Origin of the sequence: Nitrobacter sp. TKz-YC01 (genome assembly GCF_047824785.1) — a bacterium.
Taxonomy (GTDB): Bacteria; Pseudomonadota; Alphaproteobacteria; order Rhizobiales; family Xanthobacteraceae; genus Nitrobacter.
The window spans coordinates 1,376,905-1,394,172 of sequence record NZ_CP181167.1 but is presented as its reverse complement, the minus strand read 5'-3'; the positions used below and the strand labels follow the sequence as shown (position 1 = coordinate 1,394,172).

Here is a 17,268-nt window from a genome sequence, read left to right as displayed (position 1 = left end):
GGAGAAATGACCATGACTTGCGGAACACGAGAGAGCGTCACGACCAGGTATTGGGGCGTATGCTGGAAATGGGGTGTTGTCCCTTATCCCTGCAGGAAAACGAAAACAGAGATGAAGTATCACTATGATTTCCTGCCCTGGCGCACCCGGTTCAGTTGGTCTCCCTTCCGTCGCAGCTACCAGGGATGTTGCAACGGGATGCTGTTCGGATGGTCTTATTGGACCTGGTCGCCGTTCGGCACCGGTAACGGTCCCTGGGTTTACCAGACATTGACCCATTTTTCCGATTCAACGATCGGTTCGGTTGGCCCTTGCCCGTTCAATGAAAGAACAGTCACGCAACCTGAACTGACGGTAGCCAGCGGCTCGATCGTTCCGGCTGAAGCTGCTGAGAAGCTTAAAGAGGACGATAGCTGCACCTGTGCCTAGCCGGCTGCTTGATCTCCCAGTGAGAGAGGCGCTTTGCCTTTCCGCCTAGAGCGTTTTCGAGGCGGTCGCGTCGTCATTGACGATGACATGCCGGCCGCCCCGGAATGACTCATTGAGTTTGATGACGGGTTCGTCGCTCGCGGCAGCCTTGAACATTCGCCTCCGTAAAGCCCCTTAGGAGGCAGCCCTTAGGATATCGACCGAAATACGCCGGCGCGGGCGCTTTTGCTAAACAAAGCCATCCAGATCAAGGAGATGGCAACATGCACACCCAGACGATCTCCGCACCGGCCGCCAAGGTTCTCGATATCCCGCACGCCATGACGGCTGAACCGGCCGATCCGTTCAGCGCGATCGCTCGTTGCTCTGGCGTGATTGCAACCGAGTTTTCCTACAAGAAGGATGAAGAAATTTACGGTGAGGGCGAACCTTCCGAATATCTCTACCAGATCACCCGTGGCGCGGTTCGTACCCATAAACTCCTGAACGACGGGCGGCGGCAGATCGGTGCGTTTCACCTGCCCGGCGACGTCTTCGGCCTCCACCCCGGCCCTGAGCATCGGCTCACCGCCGAGGCAATCGTCGACACCACCGTTCGCCTGGCGCCTCGTCGCGGCATCGAAAAGGCCGCAGTATCGAACGTCCATGTCGCCCGCCGTCTCTGGACGATGACGGCATGTGATCTTCGACACGCCGAGGACCACATGCTGCTGCTTGGCCGCAAGACCGCGATGGAGCGCGTTGCGACTTTCCTGCTGGAAATGGATCGCCGTCTTGCCAGGACCGGCATGATGGCGCTCCCGATGTGTCGCCGCGACATTGGCGATTACCTGGGCCTGACGCTCGAGACCGTTTCTCGGGCGCTGTCGCAGCTCAACGATCAGGGCATCCTGATGTTCTCAAGTGCGCGCCAGATCGCGCTGCGCAACCGACAGCGGCTGTCCGCCATGGAGGCATGATATCGCCTGCCCGGCCCGACCGTCGCGGGGAATGTTCTTCGCCGGCGATACGGATCGGAGATCTCTCAATGAGACATCAGGCAGCAGATCGGGCTGGTGGTGAGCAGATCGCGAGTCATTCCGCCGAACATCCATTCATTGAGACGGCTATGGCCGTAGGCACCGGTGACCAGCAGGTCAACGCCCTCACCATTAGCCCATCCGATGAGCTGCTCCGCATGAGAGCCGCGAGAAGTCAGCACTTCAATCCGACGCTCCGCCTTGATCCCATGCTGCGCGAGATAACGAACGACGTCATCGACATGGTCGTGCGCGGTTCCCATCTGCTCCTTCCGGCATATCTCCAGGACAGTGACGCGCTTTGCCGCATGTAGAAGAGGTAACGCATCCTGAACCGCTCGCCTCGCCTCGCGCGTATTCTTCCAGCCGATCATGACGTGGTCGACGGCAAGAGATTCCACCGCCGCAGGCACGATCAGAAAAGGACGACCTGCTCCTAGAATTGCAGCGCCGACATCGAGGTTTCGATACTTATCCCTCGACAATTTGTCGCCTTCGACCACGATCAGATCGGCACAGCGCGCTTCACTGATCAATGTCTCCGTGGGAAACGCGATGGCCGATCGCCATTCAACCTGGCGGTCGCTTCCGACGGCGGCTTTAACCATGCTACCGGCGTCGACGAGGCTTTCCTTCATATTCTCGATATCAAATTCAGCCGCATTCTCGACGGTCACGATGCCGGGCGCGGCAAACGGCGGAAAGATCGCAACAGCCGACAATCCAAGCAATCTGGCATCGAACTTATCCGCCAGACTCGCCGCCACGCCGACGAACTTCCTGGAGACGTGGTCGACATTGACCCAAACCATGAGTGTTGCATAGGACATACCAGCCCCTCCTCTGCGGGAACCTCTCATGTTCACGCGCCCGCCGCTTGATCCAGATCAAGATTCAAAAAAGCTTTCGCGGTGTGGATCCTATCACAGTCGTCGGCACCTTGACCTAAGTCAACGAGATCCGGCGGTGCGTCATTAGAAAGAACCGGTCCTTTCATTTCATTGGGAATAAAGATGCGCATCGTGAATTCGTCATTGCTGGTGATACTAGCCTTGATTCTCAGTCCAGCATCAGCGCAATGCACGGAGGCCGCCAGCATCAAGCAAGGCCGGCGGCTGGCGCTGCTTTACTGCGCTCAGTGTCACGCGATCGATAAGGTGAGCCCCAGCCCGCTCCGGATTGCGCCGCCATTTCGTAGCCTGCACAAGCGCTATCCTGTCGAGGAACTGGAGGAATCCCTCGCCGAGGGGATCATGACCGGGCATCCCAGCATGCCGCAATTCCAGTTCGAAGCCGATCAGATCAACGACTTCATCAAGTTCCTCAAGTCCCTGGAATAATACACGCGACCACGCGGTAAACATCGTGCGGGAGACATCGCGCATTCTCCTACCGCCGATAAGTCCTTCTGAAGGATTACACCTGGCGGCTTCGAAACTGAAATGGCAGGCGAGGCTAATCGCCACGCGTGGAGTCCCGCAGCGCGCGCATGACATCTTCACGCGAGATGATGCCGACCAGATCCCGGCCCACACCCATAACGGGAATGCTGCGAATCCGGTGCTCGACCATTAACTGCAACACGCGCGCCAGTCTCGTGGTGGGGCCCACGTAGATAAATTCATCAATCATCACATCGAAAACGCTTCGTTTCATGAGCTCGTCATAACGCGGAACTGCCGAGCTGAGCGTGATGGAAAAACATCTGAGAAAATCGAGCTTCGTCACCAAACCGATGACTTCCCGCTGGTCATCGACGACCGGATAGGCATTGAAATCATCACTGGCGAACAGGCCGTTGAGCTCGTCCATCGTAAGGTCGCACGACACGGTCTTGACGTCGCGCGTCATGTAACGATCGACGGTCTGTTCGAGAAACTGGCGCAACACGTCACCCGATCAGCATTACTGAGCCGCTGGAGGCTATGGATCAGGCGCGCGACAGTCCATGCTGCGCGTCCGATCTCTCAATCAGGCCCCCGTCTTGACTTCGATCATCTGGCCCGCGAAGGCGCGGGATTCGGGACCGAGACCTCCAAACGATAGCACTTGAGCGGCGCCATCTCACCACGCCTCGGCGGAAACGTTTTGATCGAGGTCAAGCACGGCAACTATTGCGCCGCAATGAATACCCGCATTACGGTCCGGTTGATCAAATGGGACGCCCATGATCTGGAATACAAGAAGTTCATAATTCGAGTATAATGGGTCTTCGATGAAGCTTTCCGCTCCGGAAGGAAAACGTGACGAGTGACGATCATTCATCCTTGAACAGCCTTTTCCGCAACGAGGATTTACAGCGCGGCATCGACAAATCCGGGGTTGGCATCTGGGATCTCGATCTTTCGACCTGGACACTGTTCTGGTCCAGCCCCGCACGCAGGCTTTTTGGCGTCCCGGAGAACATCCCGGTCAGTTACGATCTATTCCTCTCCCTGCTCCGGCGGGACGATCGGACACGCACCAAACAGGCTATTCAACGTTCGATCACGACCGGATGCAGGTTCGATCTTCAATACCACATTCACGGGACACTTGAGGGAAGCCGCTGGATTCGAGCACGAGCCGGTCTCGTCTTCAACGATGATGGAACGCCGCAGCGCCTGAGCGGCGTGATCCTCGATATCGACCATCAGAAATCGATCGAAGAAGCTCTGATCGCGCGCGAAAACCACTTGCGTTCGATTCTCGATACCATTCCCGATGCAATGATCGTGATTGACGATCGCGGCATCATGCAGCATTTCAGCACCGCGGCAGAACGCCTGTTCGGCTATTCAGAACACGAAGCCATTGGCCGGAACGTCAACATCTTGATGCCTGAGCCCGACAGAAGCCGGCACGACGGCTATCTGGCCCATCATCAATCCACCGGCGAACGGCACATCATCGGCATCGGGCGGGTTGTCACCGGGAAATGCCGGAATGGGGTCACGTTTCCGATGCACCTGTCCGTCGGCGAGATGCACACCGGAGGAAAGCGGCATTTTACCGGATTTGTCCGCGATCTCACGGAGCATCAGCAAACCCAGGTCAAGCTGCAGGAACTGCAATCCGAACTGTTTCACGTATCCCGCTTGAGTGCGATGGGTGAGATGGCTTCGGCTCTCGCTCACGAGTTGAACCAGCCGTTGACCGCGATCAGCAACTACATAAAGGGATCGCGCCGTCTTCTGGCCGCGGGTGCCGATCCCGACATCGCGAAGATCGAAATGGCGCTGGATCGCGCCGCGGACCAGGCCATCCGCGCCGGTCAGATCATTCGACGGTTGCGCGATTTCGTCTCGCGGCGGGAGTCGGAGAAGCGCGTCGAAAGCCTTTCGAAGCTGATGGAAGAAGCCAGCGCCCTCGGTCTCGCGGGCACCCGCGAACAGAATATCATGCTGCGGACTGATCTGGATGCGGATTGCGATCGCGTCCTGGTCGACCGCGTTCAGATTCAGCAGGTCCTCGTCAATCTCTTTCGAAATGCCCTGGAGGCGATGGCGAGATCACCGGAACGAGAACTCACCGTCGCCAGCAAGAAAGCCCCGGAAGACATGGTCGAGCTGTCCATATCGGATACTGGCCATGGCTTCAGTGAGGCGTCGGCGGAAAACCTGTTCGAAACCTTCTTCACGACCAAGGAAACCGGTATGGGCGTGGGACTTTCCATCAGCCGATCGATCGTGGAGGCCCACGGCGGCCGAATGTGGGCCGAAACAAATGATTCAGGCGGCGCGACGATCCGGCTGACTTTGCCCATAGCATCGATCGGGGATTTTCCAGATGTCACATAAGGGAAATGTTTACGTCATCGACGACGATCCGACGATTCGGGACTCGCTCGATTTCCTGCTTGGCTCGGCAAACTTTAACGTCACGCTGTTCGACACTGCCGCCGGCTTCCTCGATTCTCATTCCGGTCTTGGTTTTGGCTGCGTCGTGTCTGACGTTCGCATGCCCGGCATCGATGGAATGGATCTGCTTCGACGCCTCAAGGCTCATGTTTCTCCCCTGCCCGTCATCATCATGACCGGGCACGGTGATATCCCCCTCGCCGTCGAAGCCATGAAGCTCGGAGCAATCGATTTCGTCGAGAAGCCATTTGAGGATGAACGGCTCATCGGAATGATCGAAGCAGCCCTCGAGCAGGGTCCGGATCAGGCGAAGGGTGATTCCATTTCGGCTGAGATCGTAGCGAGAATAGCGACTCTCAGCCAGCGCGAACGTCAGGTCATGGACGGTCTGGTCGCAGGACTCTCCAACAAGCTGATAGCCCGGGAACACAATATCAGTCCCAGGACAATCGAGGTTTACCGGGCCAATGTCATGACAAAAATGCAGGCGCACAATCTGTCGGAGCTGATCAGACTTGCACTCCGGGCGGGCCTTTTGAGAGATTGAGGTAAATCAAACCATCCTGCTGCAACGATTGTATCATTCGGGGAGTTATAGCGTTTTCGAACGAAGTGGATACCGGTTCGCGTGAAGAAAACGTATTAAAACAAATTCTTGGAGCCCGCTTCTGATTCCATCAGAAGCGGAAACGCTTCAACCATCGAACTGATCGATATCCCGATGATGGACACGATCGCGAAGCACACAGTCGGCGTTCTGGACGACGATCCTGCTGTGCTTCAATCGCTGCGATTTCTTCTCGAAACCCATGGTTTCAAGGTTCGCACGTTCAGTTCCGCCCTGACGTTGTTGACGTCCATTGACCCGGACAATGTCGATTGCCTGGTGATCGACTACAAGATGCCACACATCGATGGGCTGAACGTGGCTGAGCGTCTGCGTGAAAGGAATGTCGCCGTTCCTATCGTTCTCGTGACGGGACATCCGCACCGGCATATGGCGGAGAAGGCCGCGGCTGCGGGCATAGATCATATTCTGCTCAAGCCCCATCTGGGGGACAACCTCGTGACACACGTTCAGGAGGCCATATCCCGTAAAGGCGCGGGTAACTAAACTGCCTGTCTGGCGAGACGCTGCAATCCAATGAAGGCAGGGTCAGGGTGAATGATCACCCAGGACGGGATGGCGGCGACGTAGGCCTGGAACCGTCCCTTCGCTTCGAACCGCGCGCGAAATTGCGAGCGCGCCAGATACTCCCTGATCCGCGGAGCGATGCCGCCGCCGATATACACGCCGCCACGCGCATCGAACGTCAGCGCCGCATTTCCAGCGACCGTGCCCAGCATGGCGCAGAACATGTCAACAGCCTCGCGGCTCGTCGGACAACTCCCGCGAAGCGCCGCTTCGGTGATCTCGCTTGGTTTGCGCGGAGGCACGACAAGATGATCGATGGCCGCAAGAGACTGATAAAGATTGACAAGCCCCGGACCGCACAGCGCGCGCTCCACGGAGACGTGGCCGAAGCGCTCACGCAAATGCGCGATGACCGCATCCTCCCGCGCATTGGCACCTGGAAGCGTGGCATGGCCTGCCTCCGTGGTTACGGCCAACGGATCGCGGGAGCGCGGCATGAAGCAGGCGAGCCCGAGACCTGTTCCAGGCCCCAACACGACCGCTGGCGCCGCCGCGGCGCGCTCGCCTCCTCCGATCGCAAACAGGTCAGGCGGCGTGAGGAAGGGCAGCGACCAGGCAAGCGCCTTGAAGTCGTTGACAACGCGCACGTCCTGAAAATTGAAAGCTTTTTCCAATCGGCCGGCATCGATAATCCAGCCGCTGTTGGTCAGCATGCTGCGATTCGCCTCCACGGCTCCGGCGACGGCGAGCACCGCGCCGGAGATCGGCAGCCCGTCCAGGTGACGGCTGAGGAACGCGGCCAGCACCCCTTCGAAGTCCGGATAATCGGCGACCCTCAATGCCTCGATCGGCCCCATGTGCCCATCCGTAACGAGCGCAAACCGCGCATTGGTCCCGCCGATATCACCGAGCAATACGCGGCTTGCGGAATCAACCATCTCAGAACCAGCCATGAGTTTCTCGATATAAGCGGCGTGGCGTTGTGACCGCGCATGATGTGTCCAACGGCGACGTCATGCCAACGCGGGAATAACCGAGTCCGCGTCCGGTGCAGCCATGCTTCGCGTTCAATTTCCGCAAGACGCCCACGTCCGCTCCTTTCGCTCGACCCTCGCCATTCGTTATGAACAACCGGGGCTCATCCGCTTTCTCCCGGCTGGCGATGCCGACCATGCGTCATTCGCGCATGAGCGGCAAGCGCCTGAGATCCCGATACGCCGCGCGCTTACAGTGTGGCGATGCCGGTCAATATCTCGTTGGATGGCTTTTGATTTGCGGATAAACTTCCATTCCGATCGTGTGATACTCTTGAGCGGCACCAATCGCAGGGCATGAACTCGATAGCCTTCTGCTTGAGGCGGGGAGAATCGGATGCGCACGCATCAAATCATGGCTCGCAAGCTGATCACGGTAAAAGCCGATACGCCCATCGTCAAAGCCGCAAAATTGATGCTGGAAAATCATATCAGCGGCCTTCCAGTGGTCGACGATGCGGGCCGACTGCTCGGCATCGTCTCGGAAAGCGACTTTATGCGCCGTAGTGAAATCGGGACGCAGGGGCCCCGCATCCGCTGGCTGGACTTTCTGATGGGGGCGGAAAAAGCCGCCGTTGATTTCGTCCGTGAACACGGTCGCAAGGTCGATGCGATCATGACACGGGACGCTCTCTTCACCGCGACGGAAGACATGCCGCTTGAGGAACTCGTACGGCTGATGGAACGCCAGAACATCAAGCGCCTGCCCGTTGTTCGCGGTGATCTGCTGGTCGGCATTGTAACGCGAGCGGACCTTCTCCGTGCCGTTGCAAGCCTTGCGCGAGACGTTCCGGATCCGACTGCCGATGATGATCATCTGCGCCGCCGTGTGATCGCATCGATCGAAAAGAACGAATGGCAGCCGACCGGACTTGGTGTCACGGTGCGGGATGGAATTGTCTATCTCAGCGGCATGATAACCGATGAAGCCCATCGGCAAGCAGCGATCGTGGCGACCGAAAACGTGTCCGGCGTGAAGCTGGTTCGCGATCATCTCTATCTATTCGATTCCGTGCACGGGCTTACCTTCCGGTCTGCGAAAGATGAACGCCGGACCAGGACTAGATAGTCGCATCGCCTTGAACGCTCCAAAAAACCGCAAACGTTCAGGAAGATGACACCGGAAACTCCATGGCTAGACCCTCATGAGCGCAACCGTTTCCAGCGTATGGAAAAGCGTGCCGTATGCCTTCTCTGCGAGATAGAGGGGCGGCGCGCGGGGCGGATATCCCGCGCGAGATTACCTGGGCCATTGACATACTCTGGCCAGAAAATCGCTCTCGCATATGGTTGTTGATTCGTACCGAGAACTCACCGAGAGGCCTTACGATGGAACTTCTCATTCCGCCCCGGCACCGAAAGCAGTTCGGAACGCTCAAAGAGCACTATGCTACGGGTCCGACAAAGATTGGTCCTATCACCTGGAATGGATACCTCAGGGTACGCACGGACGATCAACGTTTGATCGATACGCTCAAGCAGGAGCTGGACGCTCAACCTCAATAGCGCGGATCTTCAGCCCCACTCGCTCTTCAGCCGCTGCGAGTGAGCAGCCTTCTCTACCTGATGCCGAAACTTCGGTCTGAATGAGACAGGAAAATGCTTCCGCGAGCTTGTAAGCACGCGATCAAAGAGGCGCATCCCTCCGATGCTCCCTGCCCTGTCTGGCAAGACGCAAGTCCATCCGAAAGCGTCGTGCGATCCGGGAAGCCGTCGGATCAAGTTCCGTTAAAGACGCTTAGAGCAGGTCCGCTTTATAGCGTTTTCGAGCGAGGCATGTCCTCGGGCTTGGCCGAGGATGGACACCGGTTCGCGTGAAGAAAACGCGTCAGAACAATAATTTAGAGCATTTTCCGGCGAAGTGGATACCGGTTCGCCGCAAGAAAATGCGACCAGACAATAACTTTCAGAGCATGGTCCGATTCAACTTGATCGGATCATGCTCTAGAGCTTTGCTTCTGATTCAATCAGAAGCAAAAATGCTTCTAGCAGGAATCAGCAACCCGTCATGCCCTGCTTTATGCCTGATATCCACGTCGTTGGATTTCAGCGAAGAAAGAAGAAAGACGTGGATGGCCGGGACAAAGCCCGGCCATGACGGAATAGCGTGTTTCCATCAAAATCTAACCGCTCTGGAGCATGATCCCGACCCGAAGGGCCGCGCCAGCGTAAAGTCGAACCGGTTTCGGATAAGATCATGCTCTCGCCTTTCACCTCCTACAGGGCCCTGATCTCCTGCGTAACTACCGGGTCGCGCAGGCGGTGAATAGCTTTGCAGCAATCCGCTACTGCATGCGTAGCGATACGCCGAGCGTATAGGCTTTCGCCGCGGTTGCACCGGGAGTGCGTTTCAGCTTCTTTGCAATCTTCGCCACGCCGGCCTTTTGCTTTGCAAGTAATTTGAGGGTCTTCACGTCATCCTTCGTCCACTCGCGGCGAATGGTCTTTGTCTTCTTAGCCAAAACAGCACTCCTATTTGATCGACAGTATCTGATCTACAGGAGTTCTGTTTAACACAGCTTGTCAGATGAGCAACATCTGCTTGTCATGCGGATGGCTTGAGGTCGTCCCCGCGAGACGATCAATCCATCACTTCAATCCATCACATCACTGTTTCGACTGTCCCAACACGATCACTGTCCCCGTCACTGCGGGATCGTGCGGCCTCAAGCTGCTAAATTTCCCGTCGTTCCAGTCAGCGAGGCTAACGACTGAGCCTCTCTGGGCTTCGGCCGCCACAGGCTCCGTCGATTCCAGAACCTTCAGGCCGCTTTCGTCAACAAAGAAGGTGTGATCACCGAACAACTCGCTCAGTTTACGAGCTGCCGGGTGATCGTCGGGAAGAACCTGTGCGTCCATCTGGTTCAAAGTCTGTTTCACCTGCGTCGCATTCAGTTTCATAACTACTCCTATCCTGGTTCAAAATCTTGTGCGTTGCGTTCTCTATAAACGACCTCGCTTTGATCAGGTTGTCTTCTTCTTCGTAAACACGGTGAGAACACCTTCGTTGTCGATGTTGACGGCCACAACCTGCGCTGAGCTACGGCCCTTTGCCTTCAGGGCGGACAGAGCCTGTGGGATTTCTTCGAGGGAGTGTCGCAAAGATTTGATTTCTTCCTGCTTCGTACTTGCGACGAGAGCATCAACCTGCGCGCGCGCGTCCGCTTTCAACTCTTCGACGTCGAGCACCTGGACGCTGCGTATTGCAACACCTTCCCCGGACTGCGAGGTTTGTGACTGCGCAGGCGCAGGCGAGATTTGGGCTGCCGCCAACTGAGATCCAGCCAGAAGAAGAACCACGACCGACGATAATGTAAACATACGCATGAAAATCTCTCCCAGGTAAGCGATACATGCGAAAGATAGAGTCGAAAGGTGTCGATCGCCGGAGGTTTATGCGTTCATTCGGTGAATCTGAGATGGTTATTATGTGCAAGCGACCGCCTGGTCCCGGGCCGAAACCACTTCGGCAGGCGAGACGCGCTCGGGTTCATGGATGTCACGGAAAATTCTTCACCAGCGCGGCACGAGATCATCGCGGCGAGAATACTGACTGGAGCGTTTTCAAGCGAAGCATGTCCTCGGGCTTGGCCCGAGGATGGACACCGGTTCGCGTGAAGAAAACGCGACAAAACAAAATCATGGAGCCCGCTTCTGATTCTATCGGAAGCGGAAAGGCTCTAAATAGCTGCCGGCATCAACGCGGGAAACAGATCAGAGCTCACCAGCGAGCGGGGCTGCGAACATCGCCGTTCCATCACCGCGCCGCTCGCGCTCACATTGATGCAGTTCGGGATAGCCTATACTCATGAAAAGGCCGCCAAGGCAGCGGCGAGTACCCTGACGGCCATCACCGGCACCAAGGGACGAATAAATAGTGCCGGTTGAGATCAATTATACATACATATCTGTGAGGGGTGTTGTCGTAGAGCAATATGCTCGACTCCACGTTGCGAAGGCATGCAATCCTTCGTCGGCACTGTGGAGCCGGGCGAAATAACAGAGGTCGCCGCGAAGGCGTCGGCGATCACGTAAGGAAGATCGCCATCATGATGACAACGGTCGCCACCGCCGCTGAGCCGATCATCCCAATCTTGATGAAGGACTTATACGTCTGCTCATGCGTCGGATAATCCATTCCTTCCGAGGTTGAGTACACAATCTCTTTATGATCTGACATGTCAAATCTCCCTAGGCAGGTTGATCCGCGGAACGAGAGTGTCCCGGCATCTTTGGAGAGCTGCCGGGGAAACTCCGTCCACAGCGTTCAATCCGCGCGATCGGGAGAGGTTCCTATCGCAGAAAGAAAGTCGCCCCATCGGGGACGGCCTTTCCGTCCGGAACCTGCAATGCTCTATCAGGTACCGCCGCTGTAACCGACTTTTTCCTGCCCCTGAGGTTTTCCGCCCGGATCATCCTCCTCCACGGCATCCCGAATGTCGGCCTTTCGCGCCCCTTCATCCTGCGTTTGCTGGACTTGCGGCCTGCTGCCGCTGTTCTGCCGCTGGCCGGGATTTCTTTCGTTCATGGCAGCTTGACCAGGATATCCCGGATCTGGATTCGGCGTATCGGCGGAGCCCGAGTTGCTGGACGGACGCATATTGTCGGGAGCCGGCGGAGGATGGCGACCTTGCGGGTCCTGATGCACGTCCTTACCGACACTGGGCCGCGTTTCACGATCATAACTCATCGAATGCGCTCCTTTGCAGACTGTAATGACCTGACCAATTCGTCAGCCAGCCCGTCGTTCCTCATGCAGCACGATTGATGCTTGAGCGCATGGCGGCGTGTTCACTCGTGCCCGACCGACCGACACGGCGCTGGCTGTTCTGTGATGCGCCCCTGAACATTTAGCCTTGTTGCCCTCGGCTCGAATCCGAGCAGCGGCTGTTACAAAGGTGCGGTCACGTTGAGCGTGCGACCTCGTTTTTTTGTTGGGTAAGGTAACAGCAGGTTCAGTGGGGTTTGCAGCCATCCTGCGAACCATGGCGACTAAAGAAACCAGCCAACCATTTGAAATCATTGGTACAGTTGGGTGGGCTCGAACCACCGACCTCCTGTTCCACAGACAGGCGCTCTAACCAACTGAGCTACAACTGCATCATGCTCGCGCGCCCCGAAAACGCAGCGCGAACGGGGCGGAAACTAGGTGCAACGCTCCGCTTTGGCAAGGCCGCAGCGATCCAATCTGCGACGTCCATTTCCTCGTTTCAGCGAGAACAGGCAGTCCCCCGGCGCCCTATCGCGAATATGGCTCCGCAGGCAGCCCGGACCGTGCAAAACGGCCGGATCTGATCACAGCGGAACGACTCCAGAAACAGCAAACCCGGGCGAAGAGGCCCGGGTTCGAACAGATCAGGCGTTTTCCGATCCGTGCAGAAAACAAAAAAACGTGTCAGATCAAAATCATAGAGCCGCTTATGGTATCCAACACAAGCGGAAGGACTCTATGTTTATGTTTGACGCGGTTTCTTCACGCGAACCGGATTCCACTTCACTGATCAGGCGACAGGCTGGAACAGCTTCGACGCGCCGGTCCGGACCGGCTCCGCGGTTTCCACCGCGATTTTCTGTGTCAGTTCAGTCAATTCCTTGGCCTGAGCCGCGAACGTCCCGAACTGCTTGCGGGTATGGGTGCTCCATAGCTCGGTCGCATCAGACAACGACTTCGCACCGACCAGAGCCTGCAGAAAATCGAAACCGGCGTTGGTGTTCGCCTGACCGAAATCGAGCAGCTTCGTGGAGTAATCATGCGCACCCTTGGTCGCGGCGTTGAATACGGCCTCGATCGCGCCGTTGCCGTCGTGCGCGGCGTCCTTGAACCTTGCGTAGGTATCTCGCGCTTGCAGAACGCCCTTTTCGGCGAATGCACGCACCTGCTCGGGAACCTCAAAAACATCGGCTGGATTGGTCATGGTCATAATCCTTTGCACGTTGTGAACGCAGCGTGATCGGCAGCATCGATTGGCCTGCTGCTCGGCTCTTGGCGTGCGAGCGGATCAGGCCTGTATCTGTTACGATCCTACCACGACATCTTTGTGCAACGCAACAATGTATTGCAACGCAAAACGCGTCTGGGCCGACGCGCGCGGAATAAATGGATGGTACCCGATCTCCCGTCAGTCTCGGGCTTGAGGCTTCCCGGCTCCAAGGGCGGCCCGGCCCATGCTCTGCCCTATTTCACTGGCCTGCTCGGTCAAGGCCCTCATTTGATCCTGCACATATTCAGTGTTCAGCCGCATCACATCGGAAAGATCCCTCGCGCGGACCAGTTTCTCGGCATAGTCCAATGATGCGGTCATATTCTGTTGCGCGAAGGCGATTGCCTTACTGCTGATATCTCGCACGCTGTCGCGAACCGCTTCGTTGCGTCCTTCGATGGAATTGGCGGTTTGCTGCGCGCCGGCCAGAAAACTTTCGAGCGCCTTGCGCGCCTGCTCCAATCCCGCCTCCGCCATCGATCGCGTCTCGTTCGCAGCTTCAAAATACCGTCCCTGCTCGCTCATGGTCCGCTCCCTGTGGTGACTCTTTTCACGGGTTCCATCCTCCGGTTCCCTACACCACTCCAACGTGCCACCGACCGCGGAGGTCCATGACAGCGGCCGAATTAAGGTTATTCCGGCTTTGCCGGGGATTTCAGGAGGCGGGCCGTGGACCTCAGGCAAGACGGACGCGATACTGACGACCTGTCAGGACTGCGGCCCTTCAAGCCGAGATACGCAGCCGGGGAATGCAAGAGCCAGGGACATTCAACACGCAGTGCCCATGAATAGCGCCGAGACCAGCGCCGATTTCCAGTTGCGGGGCATGACCGACCCACGGCTTGCCGTTCATGCGGCGAGCGCCATGCCCGCGTGGCTGTGGTCGCCGGACGGCGCTCGCATCCTGTGGGCCAATCCGGTGGGCGTCTGCATTGTCGGAGCGACCGACGCCTCGGCTCTTGCTTCGCGAAACTTCAACCTCGACGACCCACGCCGACAGCAGGTGACGCAGCTTGCGAGCCGGCTGCCGCCATCGGGCGCCGTGCAGCTTGAGCGAATGCGGGGCTATGCCGGGCTGGGAAGCCTTCTCACCTGCGCCTGCTCGCGGCTCGATTTTCCCGGCGTCGGCAGCGCCATTCTCGTCAGGGCCGCTGAGCCGGCCGGTCGCGGCATGACGCTGGTCGAGCGATTGCAGCAACTGGTAGCGGGCATCGATACGCCGATCGCCGCATTCTCGCATGATGGAAGGTTCGTCGCCGCCAGCAGGAAGGGACGGTCGCTGTTCGACATCGGCAGCCTCTCAGAGGGCGGGCTTGATAGCTTGCGCGATCAAGCGCTGCGCGAGGGCCGCGCCGAGACCTCGATCGGACTTTGGCGGCTGGTGCTGCAACGTGTGGGGGGCGGAGGCGATATCGGGCTTGTTGCTTTTCTGAAGAAGAACGACCCGGATCGCTCCCCTGATCAAGCACCGGCTTTGACCGAACCGGGGCCTGAATCACCGCGGCAAAACCCCGAGACCGCTCCTCCTGCGCGAACCGTCCCGTCACCGGCGGAGCCAGGCAACCGCCCGTCGCCCGCACCTCCGACGCGGAGGCGTCATCCCCTGCGCTTCATGTGGCGGATGGACGCCGAAGGCCGCTTCTCGATCGGATCCGATGAATTCACCCGCACCATCGGAATGCGGACAGCCGCGGGATTCGGCCGGCTATGGAGCGAGATCACGGACGTCTTCGGACTCGATCCTGAAGGCCGCATCGCGCGCGCGGTCCAAACCCGCAACACCTGGAGCGGCATCACGCTGCTTTGGCCCGTCGATGGATCGGACGCGCGTTTGCGCGTCGAACTGTCCGGGCTTCCGATCTACGATCGCACACGCAATTTCGCCGGCTATCGCGGCTTCGGCGTCTGCCGCGATCGCGAAGGTTTGGCGCGGCTCGCGGCAAGTCGGCGCAACGAATTCTTGTTCAGCGAAACCTCCCATCCGGCGCCGGCGGACTCAGACAATTCTGCCGACGACAAACCCTCCGAACCCCTTCAGCAACCAACAGAACCGGACACCCCCGTGGAAACGCCCAAGAATGTCCTGCCGTTCAGGCCTCCGGTCGACTTGAACCCGCCTCCCCTCACCCCTGTCGAGAACCACGCCTTCAATGAACTGGCGCGCCAGCTCTCGGCGCGGCTGGAGGGCGAGCCCGAAGCCGCCGGGCCTGAGGATGACGCCGAGCCGCCGGTTGCGCCGGAGGCGTCTGAAGCCACCCGAGAGCAGGCGGACGAGCCGCCATCGCCTGCACAGTCCGCTCCGCGGCAGCCCCCGATCGCAGGCGAGGGCCTGGTCCTCGACCTCGTTCCAAGCGGCGTGATGATCCACCGGGCCGGCCGCGCGCTATACGCCAACCCGGCGTTTCTCGCGCAGGTCGGCTACGAGAACTTCGAGACGCTGCAAGAGGCCGGCGGACTCGATGCCCTGCTGGTCGAAGCCCGCATGGTTGAAACCGACATGGTTGAAGCCGATCCGCCCGACGCCGTCGGCACGCCGCCCACGGGCTCTCCGGTCACGGTCTTGGTAACGCCACCGTCAGGCGCGCCGCAACAGCCGCTCGCCGCCCGGCTTTTCGCGATCTCCTGGGACGGCGAGCCCGCGCACGCCCTGATATGCGGCGGCGCATCGGCGCCCTCCCGCGTCGGCCAGGCCACCGCCGAGGAGCTTGCCACCATCGTCGACGGGGCAGCCGAAGGTCTTCTGATGTTCGACGACGGCGGAAACATCACCGCCTGCAACCAGAGCGCCGAAGCGCTGTTCGGGCTTTCCGGCGACACGCTCACCCAGCGCAATCTCGCCGATCTCTTCGCACCGGAAAGCCAGGGCGCGGTGCGCGACTATCTCAAGAGCCTCACGGACGGCGAGGCAAACCTGCCCGATCACGGCCGCGAGGTGGTGGGCCGGATGGGCGAGGACGGCCTGATCCCGCTATCGATGACGATGGGCCGGACCCAGCTTGCCGGCCCCAACTTCTTCGCCGCGTTTCGCGACCTGTCGCAATCAAAGAAAGCCGAGACCGAGCTATCGCAGGCGCGGCGGCAGGCCGAGCGCGCGGCGAACGCCAAGGCCGACGTGCTGGCCCGGATCAGCCATGAAATCCGAACGCCGCTGAACTCCATCATCGGGTTCGCCGAGGTGATGATCGATGAGAAATTCGGCTCGCTCGAAAACGAGCGCTATGTCGAATACATGAAGGACATCCGTGCCTCGGGCGAACGCATCATCACCTTCATCGACGATCTTCTCGACCTGTCGCGGATCGAGACCGGCAAACTTGATCTCGCTTTCGTCAACCAGAATCTCAACGACATCGTCGAGCAATGCGTCGCGGTGATGCAGCCGCAGGCCAATCGCGAGCGCATCATCATACGGACCTCGCTCGCGCACACGCTGCCGCCGATCGTCGCCGACGCACAGGCGCTGCGCCAGATCACGCTCAACCTGATCGGAAATTCGATCCACCTGGCCAACGCCGGCGGGCAGGTCATCGTTTCGACAGCGGTCAATGATTTCGGTGACGTGGCGCTGCGCGTGCGGGACTCCGGACACAGCCTCAGCGAAGATGAACTGGCCGCTGCGACGGAGCCGTTCCGCACGCCGCCGCCAAGCGATCAGGCATCAAAAAGCGCGGGCGTCAGCCTGTCGCTCACCAAGGCGCTGGTGGAAGCCAATCGCGCCCAGTTTCACATTAAAACCGGACCACACTCCGGCACGCTGATCGAGGTGGTGTTCGCACAGGCCGACGCCCCATCCCAGGACTGACCTGATTACCGATCCGGCCAGCCCGCTTC

20 protein-coding genes and 1 tRNA gene are annotated in these 17,268 nt (G+C 58.8%); 8 read left to right on the top strand and 13 right to left on the bottom strand.

Going from position 1 to position 17,268, the window contains the following annotated elements; translation table 11 throughout:
* Window positions 1–111: 111 nt before the first annotated feature.
* Both ACMYR2_RS06630 and ACMYR2_RS06625 read left to right on the top strand, forming a co-directional pair.
* Window positions 112–429, top strand: coding sequence for a hypothetical protein (locus ACMYR2_RS06630; RefSeq protein ID WP_347264982.1), 318 nt, complete (start codon window positions 112–114; stop codon window positions 427–429).
* Window positions 430–692: 263 nt separating this feature from the next.
* The gene (locus ACMYR2_RS06625; protein WP_416193893.1) at window positions 693–1,388 is read left to right on the top strand and encodes a helix-turn-helix domain-containing protein; all 696 of its coding nucleotides are present in this window, start codon (window positions 693–695) and stop codon (window positions 1,386–1,388) included.
* 65 nt (window positions 1,389–1,453) lie between these two features.
* Here ACMYR2_RS06625 and ACMYR2_RS06620 read toward each other — a convergent pair whose 3' ends face one another.
* Together ACMYR2_RS06620 and ACMYR2_RS06615 are read right to left on the bottom strand one after the other, a co-directional pair.
* Window positions 1,454–2,278, bottom strand: a complete 825-nt coding sequence (locus ACMYR2_RS06620; protein ID WP_347264983.1) for a universal stress protein — start codon at window positions 2,276–2,278, stop codon at window positions 1,454–1,456.
* Between the two features lie 32 nt (window positions 2,279–2,310).
* Entirely contained in the window at window positions 2,311–2,469 is a 159-nt protein-coding gene (locus ACMYR2_RS06615) for a hypothetical protein (protein ID WP_347264984.1), read from the bottom strand.
* Between ACMYR2_RS06615 and ACMYR2_RS06610 the strand changes: the two genes are divergently transcribed.
* Entirely contained in the window at window positions 2,462–2,788 is a 327-nt protein-coding gene (locus ACMYR2_RS06610; RefSeq protein ID WP_347264985.1) for a cytochrome c, read from the top strand. The genes ACMYR2_RS06615 and ACMYR2_RS06610 overlap by 8 nt on opposite strands.
* Before the next feature lie 115 nt (window positions 2,789–2,903).
* Here the strand turns inward: ACMYR2_RS06610 and ACMYR2_RS06605 are convergent, their stop codons facing one another.
* Both ACMYR2_RS06605 and ACMYR2_RS06600 read right to left on the bottom strand, forming a co-directional pair.
* A complete protein-coding gene (locus ACMYR2_RS06605; protein ID WP_347264986.1) occupies window positions 2,904–3,335 on the bottom strand; it encodes an HPP family protein in 432 nt (143 codons plus the stop codon).
* Between the two features lie 177 nt (window positions 3,336–3,512).
* Window positions 3,513–3,713 (bottom strand): hypothetical protein, encoded by a 201-nt coding sequence (locus ACMYR2_RS06600; RefSeq protein ID WP_416194158.1) that lies wholly within the window; start codon window positions 3,711–3,713, stop codon window positions 3,513–3,515.
* Here ACMYR2_RS06600 and fixL point away from each other — a divergent pair.
* From fixL to ACMYR2_RS06585, 3 genes are all read left to right on the top strand, one after another.
* Entirely contained in the window at window positions 3,692–5,227 is a 1,536-nt protein-coding gene (fixL, locus tag ACMYR2_RS06595) for a sensor protein FixL (protein WP_416193892.1), read from the top strand. The genes ACMYR2_RS06600 and fixL overlap by 22 nt on opposite strands.
* Complete coding sequence (gene fixJ / locus ACMYR2_RS06590) at window positions 5,217–5,834, top strand: response regulator FixJ (RefSeq protein ID WP_416193891.1); 618 nt, start codon at window positions 5,217–5,219, stop codon at window positions 5,832–5,834. Before fixL ends, fixJ begins: the two co-directional genes overlap by 11 nt.
* A gap of 174 nt (window positions 5,835–6,008) precedes the next feature.
* Window positions 6,009–6,401: a response regulator gene (locus ACMYR2_RS06585; RefSeq protein ID WP_347265262.1), complete on the top strand. Its 393-nt coding sequence runs from the start codon at window positions 6,009–6,011 to the stop codon at window positions 6,399–6,401.
* Here the strand turns inward: ACMYR2_RS06585 and glk are convergent.
* On the bottom strand, window positions 6,398–7,375 hold the full coding sequence (gene glk / locus ACMYR2_RS06580; protein WP_416193890.1) for a glucokinase: 978 nt from the start codon (window positions 7,373–7,375) through the stop codon (window positions 6,398–6,400). The genes ACMYR2_RS06585 and glk overlap by 4 nt on opposite strands.
* Window positions 7,376–7,793: 418 nt before the next feature.
* Between glk and ACMYR2_RS06575 the strand changes: the two genes are divergently transcribed.
* On the top strand, window positions 7,794–8,525 hold the full coding sequence (locus ACMYR2_RS06575) for a CBS domain-containing protein (RefSeq protein WP_416193889.1): 732 nt from the start codon (window positions 7,794–7,796) through the stop codon (window positions 8,523–8,525).
* 1,216 nt (window positions 8,526–9,741) lie between these two features.
* On the opposite strand, the gene ACMYR2_RS06570 is transcribed toward ACMYR2_RS06575, so the two are convergent.
* From ACMYR2_RS06570 to ACMYR2_RS06535, 8 genes are all read right to left on the bottom strand, one after another.
* Window positions 9,742–9,918, bottom strand: coding sequence for a hypothetical protein (locus ACMYR2_RS06570; RefSeq protein WP_011314317.1), 177 nt, complete (start codon window positions 9,916–9,918; stop codon window positions 9,742–9,744).
* Between the two features lie 145 nt (window positions 9,919–10,063).
* The gene (locus ACMYR2_RS06565) at window positions 10,064–10,357 is read right to left on the bottom strand and encodes a hypothetical protein (protein ID WP_416193888.1); all 294 of its coding nucleotides are present in this window, start codon (window positions 10,355–10,357) and stop codon (window positions 10,064–10,066) included.
* A gap of 63 nt (window positions 10,358–10,420) precedes the next feature.
* Entirely contained in the window at window positions 10,421–10,783 is a 363-nt protein-coding gene (locus ACMYR2_RS06560; protein ID WP_416193887.1) for a hypothetical protein, read from the bottom strand.
* Window positions 10,784–11,483: 700 nt separating this feature from the next.
* A complete protein-coding gene (locus ACMYR2_RS06555) occupies window positions 11,484–11,636 on the bottom strand; it encodes an aa3-type cytochrome c oxidase subunit IV (RefSeq protein ID WP_416193886.1) in 153 nt (50 codons plus the stop codon).
* Window positions 11,637–11,813: 177 nt separating this feature from the next.
* Window positions 11,814–12,146 carry a hypothetical protein gene (locus ACMYR2_RS06550; protein WP_416193885.1) on the bottom strand — a complete coding sequence of 111 codons (333 nt, stop codon included), beginning with the start codon at window positions 12,144–12,146 and terminating at the stop codon, window positions 11,814–11,816.
* A 333-nt stretch (window positions 12,147–12,479) separates the two neighbouring features.
* Window positions 12,480–12,556 (bottom strand) — tRNA-His (locus ACMYR2_RS06545).
* A gap of 401 nt (window positions 12,557–12,957) precedes the next feature.
* Entirely contained in the window at window positions 12,958–13,371 is a 414-nt protein-coding gene (locus tag ACMYR2_RS06540; RefSeq protein WP_347263045.1) for a phasin, read from the bottom strand.
* Between the two features lie 204 nt (window positions 13,372–13,575).
* A complete protein-coding gene (locus tag ACMYR2_RS06535) occupies window positions 13,576–13,962 on the bottom strand; it encodes a phasin family protein (RefSeq protein WP_347263048.1) in 387 nt (128 codons plus the stop codon).
* Between the two features lie 259 nt (window positions 13,963–14,221).
* Here ACMYR2_RS06535 and ACMYR2_RS06530 point away from each other — a divergent pair, with 259 nt between their 5' ends.
* Window positions 14,222–17,239, top strand: a complete 3,018-nt coding sequence (locus ACMYR2_RS06530; protein ID WP_416193884.1) for a histidine kinase dimerization/phospho-acceptor domain-containing protein — start codon at window positions 14,222–14,224, stop codon at window positions 17,237–17,239.
* The last annotated feature ends 29 nt before the right edge of the window (window positions 17,240–17,268 follow it).

What these genes read in the sequence shown, in the direction of transcription:
- ACMYR2_RS06630 (WP_347264982.1), top strand. Translation starts at nt 112, where the DNA reads ATGAAGTATCACTATGATTTCCTGCCCTGGCGCACCCGGTTCAGTTGG.
- ACMYR2_RS06530 (WP_416193884.1), top strand. Translation starts at nt 14,222, where the DNA reads ATGAATAGCGCCGAGACCAGCGCCGATTTCCAGTTGCGGGGCATGACC.
- ACMYR2_RS06610 (WP_347264985.1), top strand. Translation starts at nt 2,462, where the DNA reads ATGCGCATCGTGAATTCGTCATTGCTGGTGATACTAGCCTTGATTCTC.
- ACMYR2_RS06625 (WP_416193893.1), top strand. Translation starts at nt 693, where the DNA reads ATGCACACCCAGACGATCTCCGCACCGGCCGCCAAGGTTCTCGATATC.
- fixJ (WP_416193891.1), top strand. Translation starts at nt 5,217, where the DNA reads ATGTCACATAAGGGAAATGTTTACGTCATCGACGACGATCCGACGATT.
- ACMYR2_RS06560 (WP_416193887.1), bottom strand. Translation starts at nt 10,783, where the DNA reads ATGCGTATGTTTACATTATCGTCGGTCGTGGTTCTTCTTCTGGCTGGA.
- ACMYR2_RS06585 (WP_347265262.1), top strand. Translation starts at nt 6,009, where the DNA reads ATGATGGACACGATCGCGAAGCACACAGTCGGCGTTCTGGACGACGAT.
- ACMYR2_RS06550 (WP_416193885.1), bottom strand. Translation starts at nt 12,146, where the DNA reads ATGAGTTATGATCGTGAAACGCGGCCCAGTGTCGGTAAGGACGTGCAT.
- ACMYR2_RS06555 (WP_416193886.1), bottom strand. Translation starts at nt 11,636, where the DNA reads ATGTCAGATCATAAAGAGATTGTGTACTCAACCTCGGAAGGAATGGAT.
- ACMYR2_RS06565 (WP_416193888.1), bottom strand. Translation starts at nt 10,357, where the DNA reads ATGAAACTGAATGCGACGCAGGTGAAACAGACTTTGAACCAGATGGAC.
- ACMYR2_RS06535 (WP_347263048.1), bottom strand. Translation starts at nt 13,962, where the DNA reads ATGAGCGAGCAGGGACGGTATTTTGAAGCTGCGAACGAGACGCGATCG.
- ACMYR2_RS06600 (WP_416194158.1), bottom strand. Translation starts at nt 3,713, where the DNA reads ATGAATGATCGTCACTCGTCACGTTTTCCTTCCGGAGCGGAAAGCTTC.
- ACMYR2_RS06615 (WP_347264984.1), bottom strand. Translation starts at nt 2,469, where the DNA reads ATGCGCATCTTTATTCCCAATGAAATGAAAGGACCGGTTCTTTCTAAT.
- ACMYR2_RS06575 (WP_416193889.1), top strand. Translation starts at nt 7,794, where the DNA reads ATGCGCACGCATCAAATCATGGCTCGCAAGCTGATCACGGTAAAAGCC.
- glk (WP_416193890.1), bottom strand. Translation starts at nt 7,375, where the DNA reads ATGGCTGGTTCTGAGATGGTTGATTCCGCAAGCCGCGTATTGCTCGGT.
- ACMYR2_RS06540 (WP_347263045.1), bottom strand. Translation starts at nt 13,371, where the DNA reads ATGACCAATCCAGCCGATGTTTTTGAGGTTCCCGAGCAGGTGCGTGCA.
- ACMYR2_RS06620 (WP_347264983.1), bottom strand. Translation starts at nt 2,278, where the DNA reads ATGTCCTATGCAACACTCATGGTTTGGGTCAATGTCGACCACGTCTCC.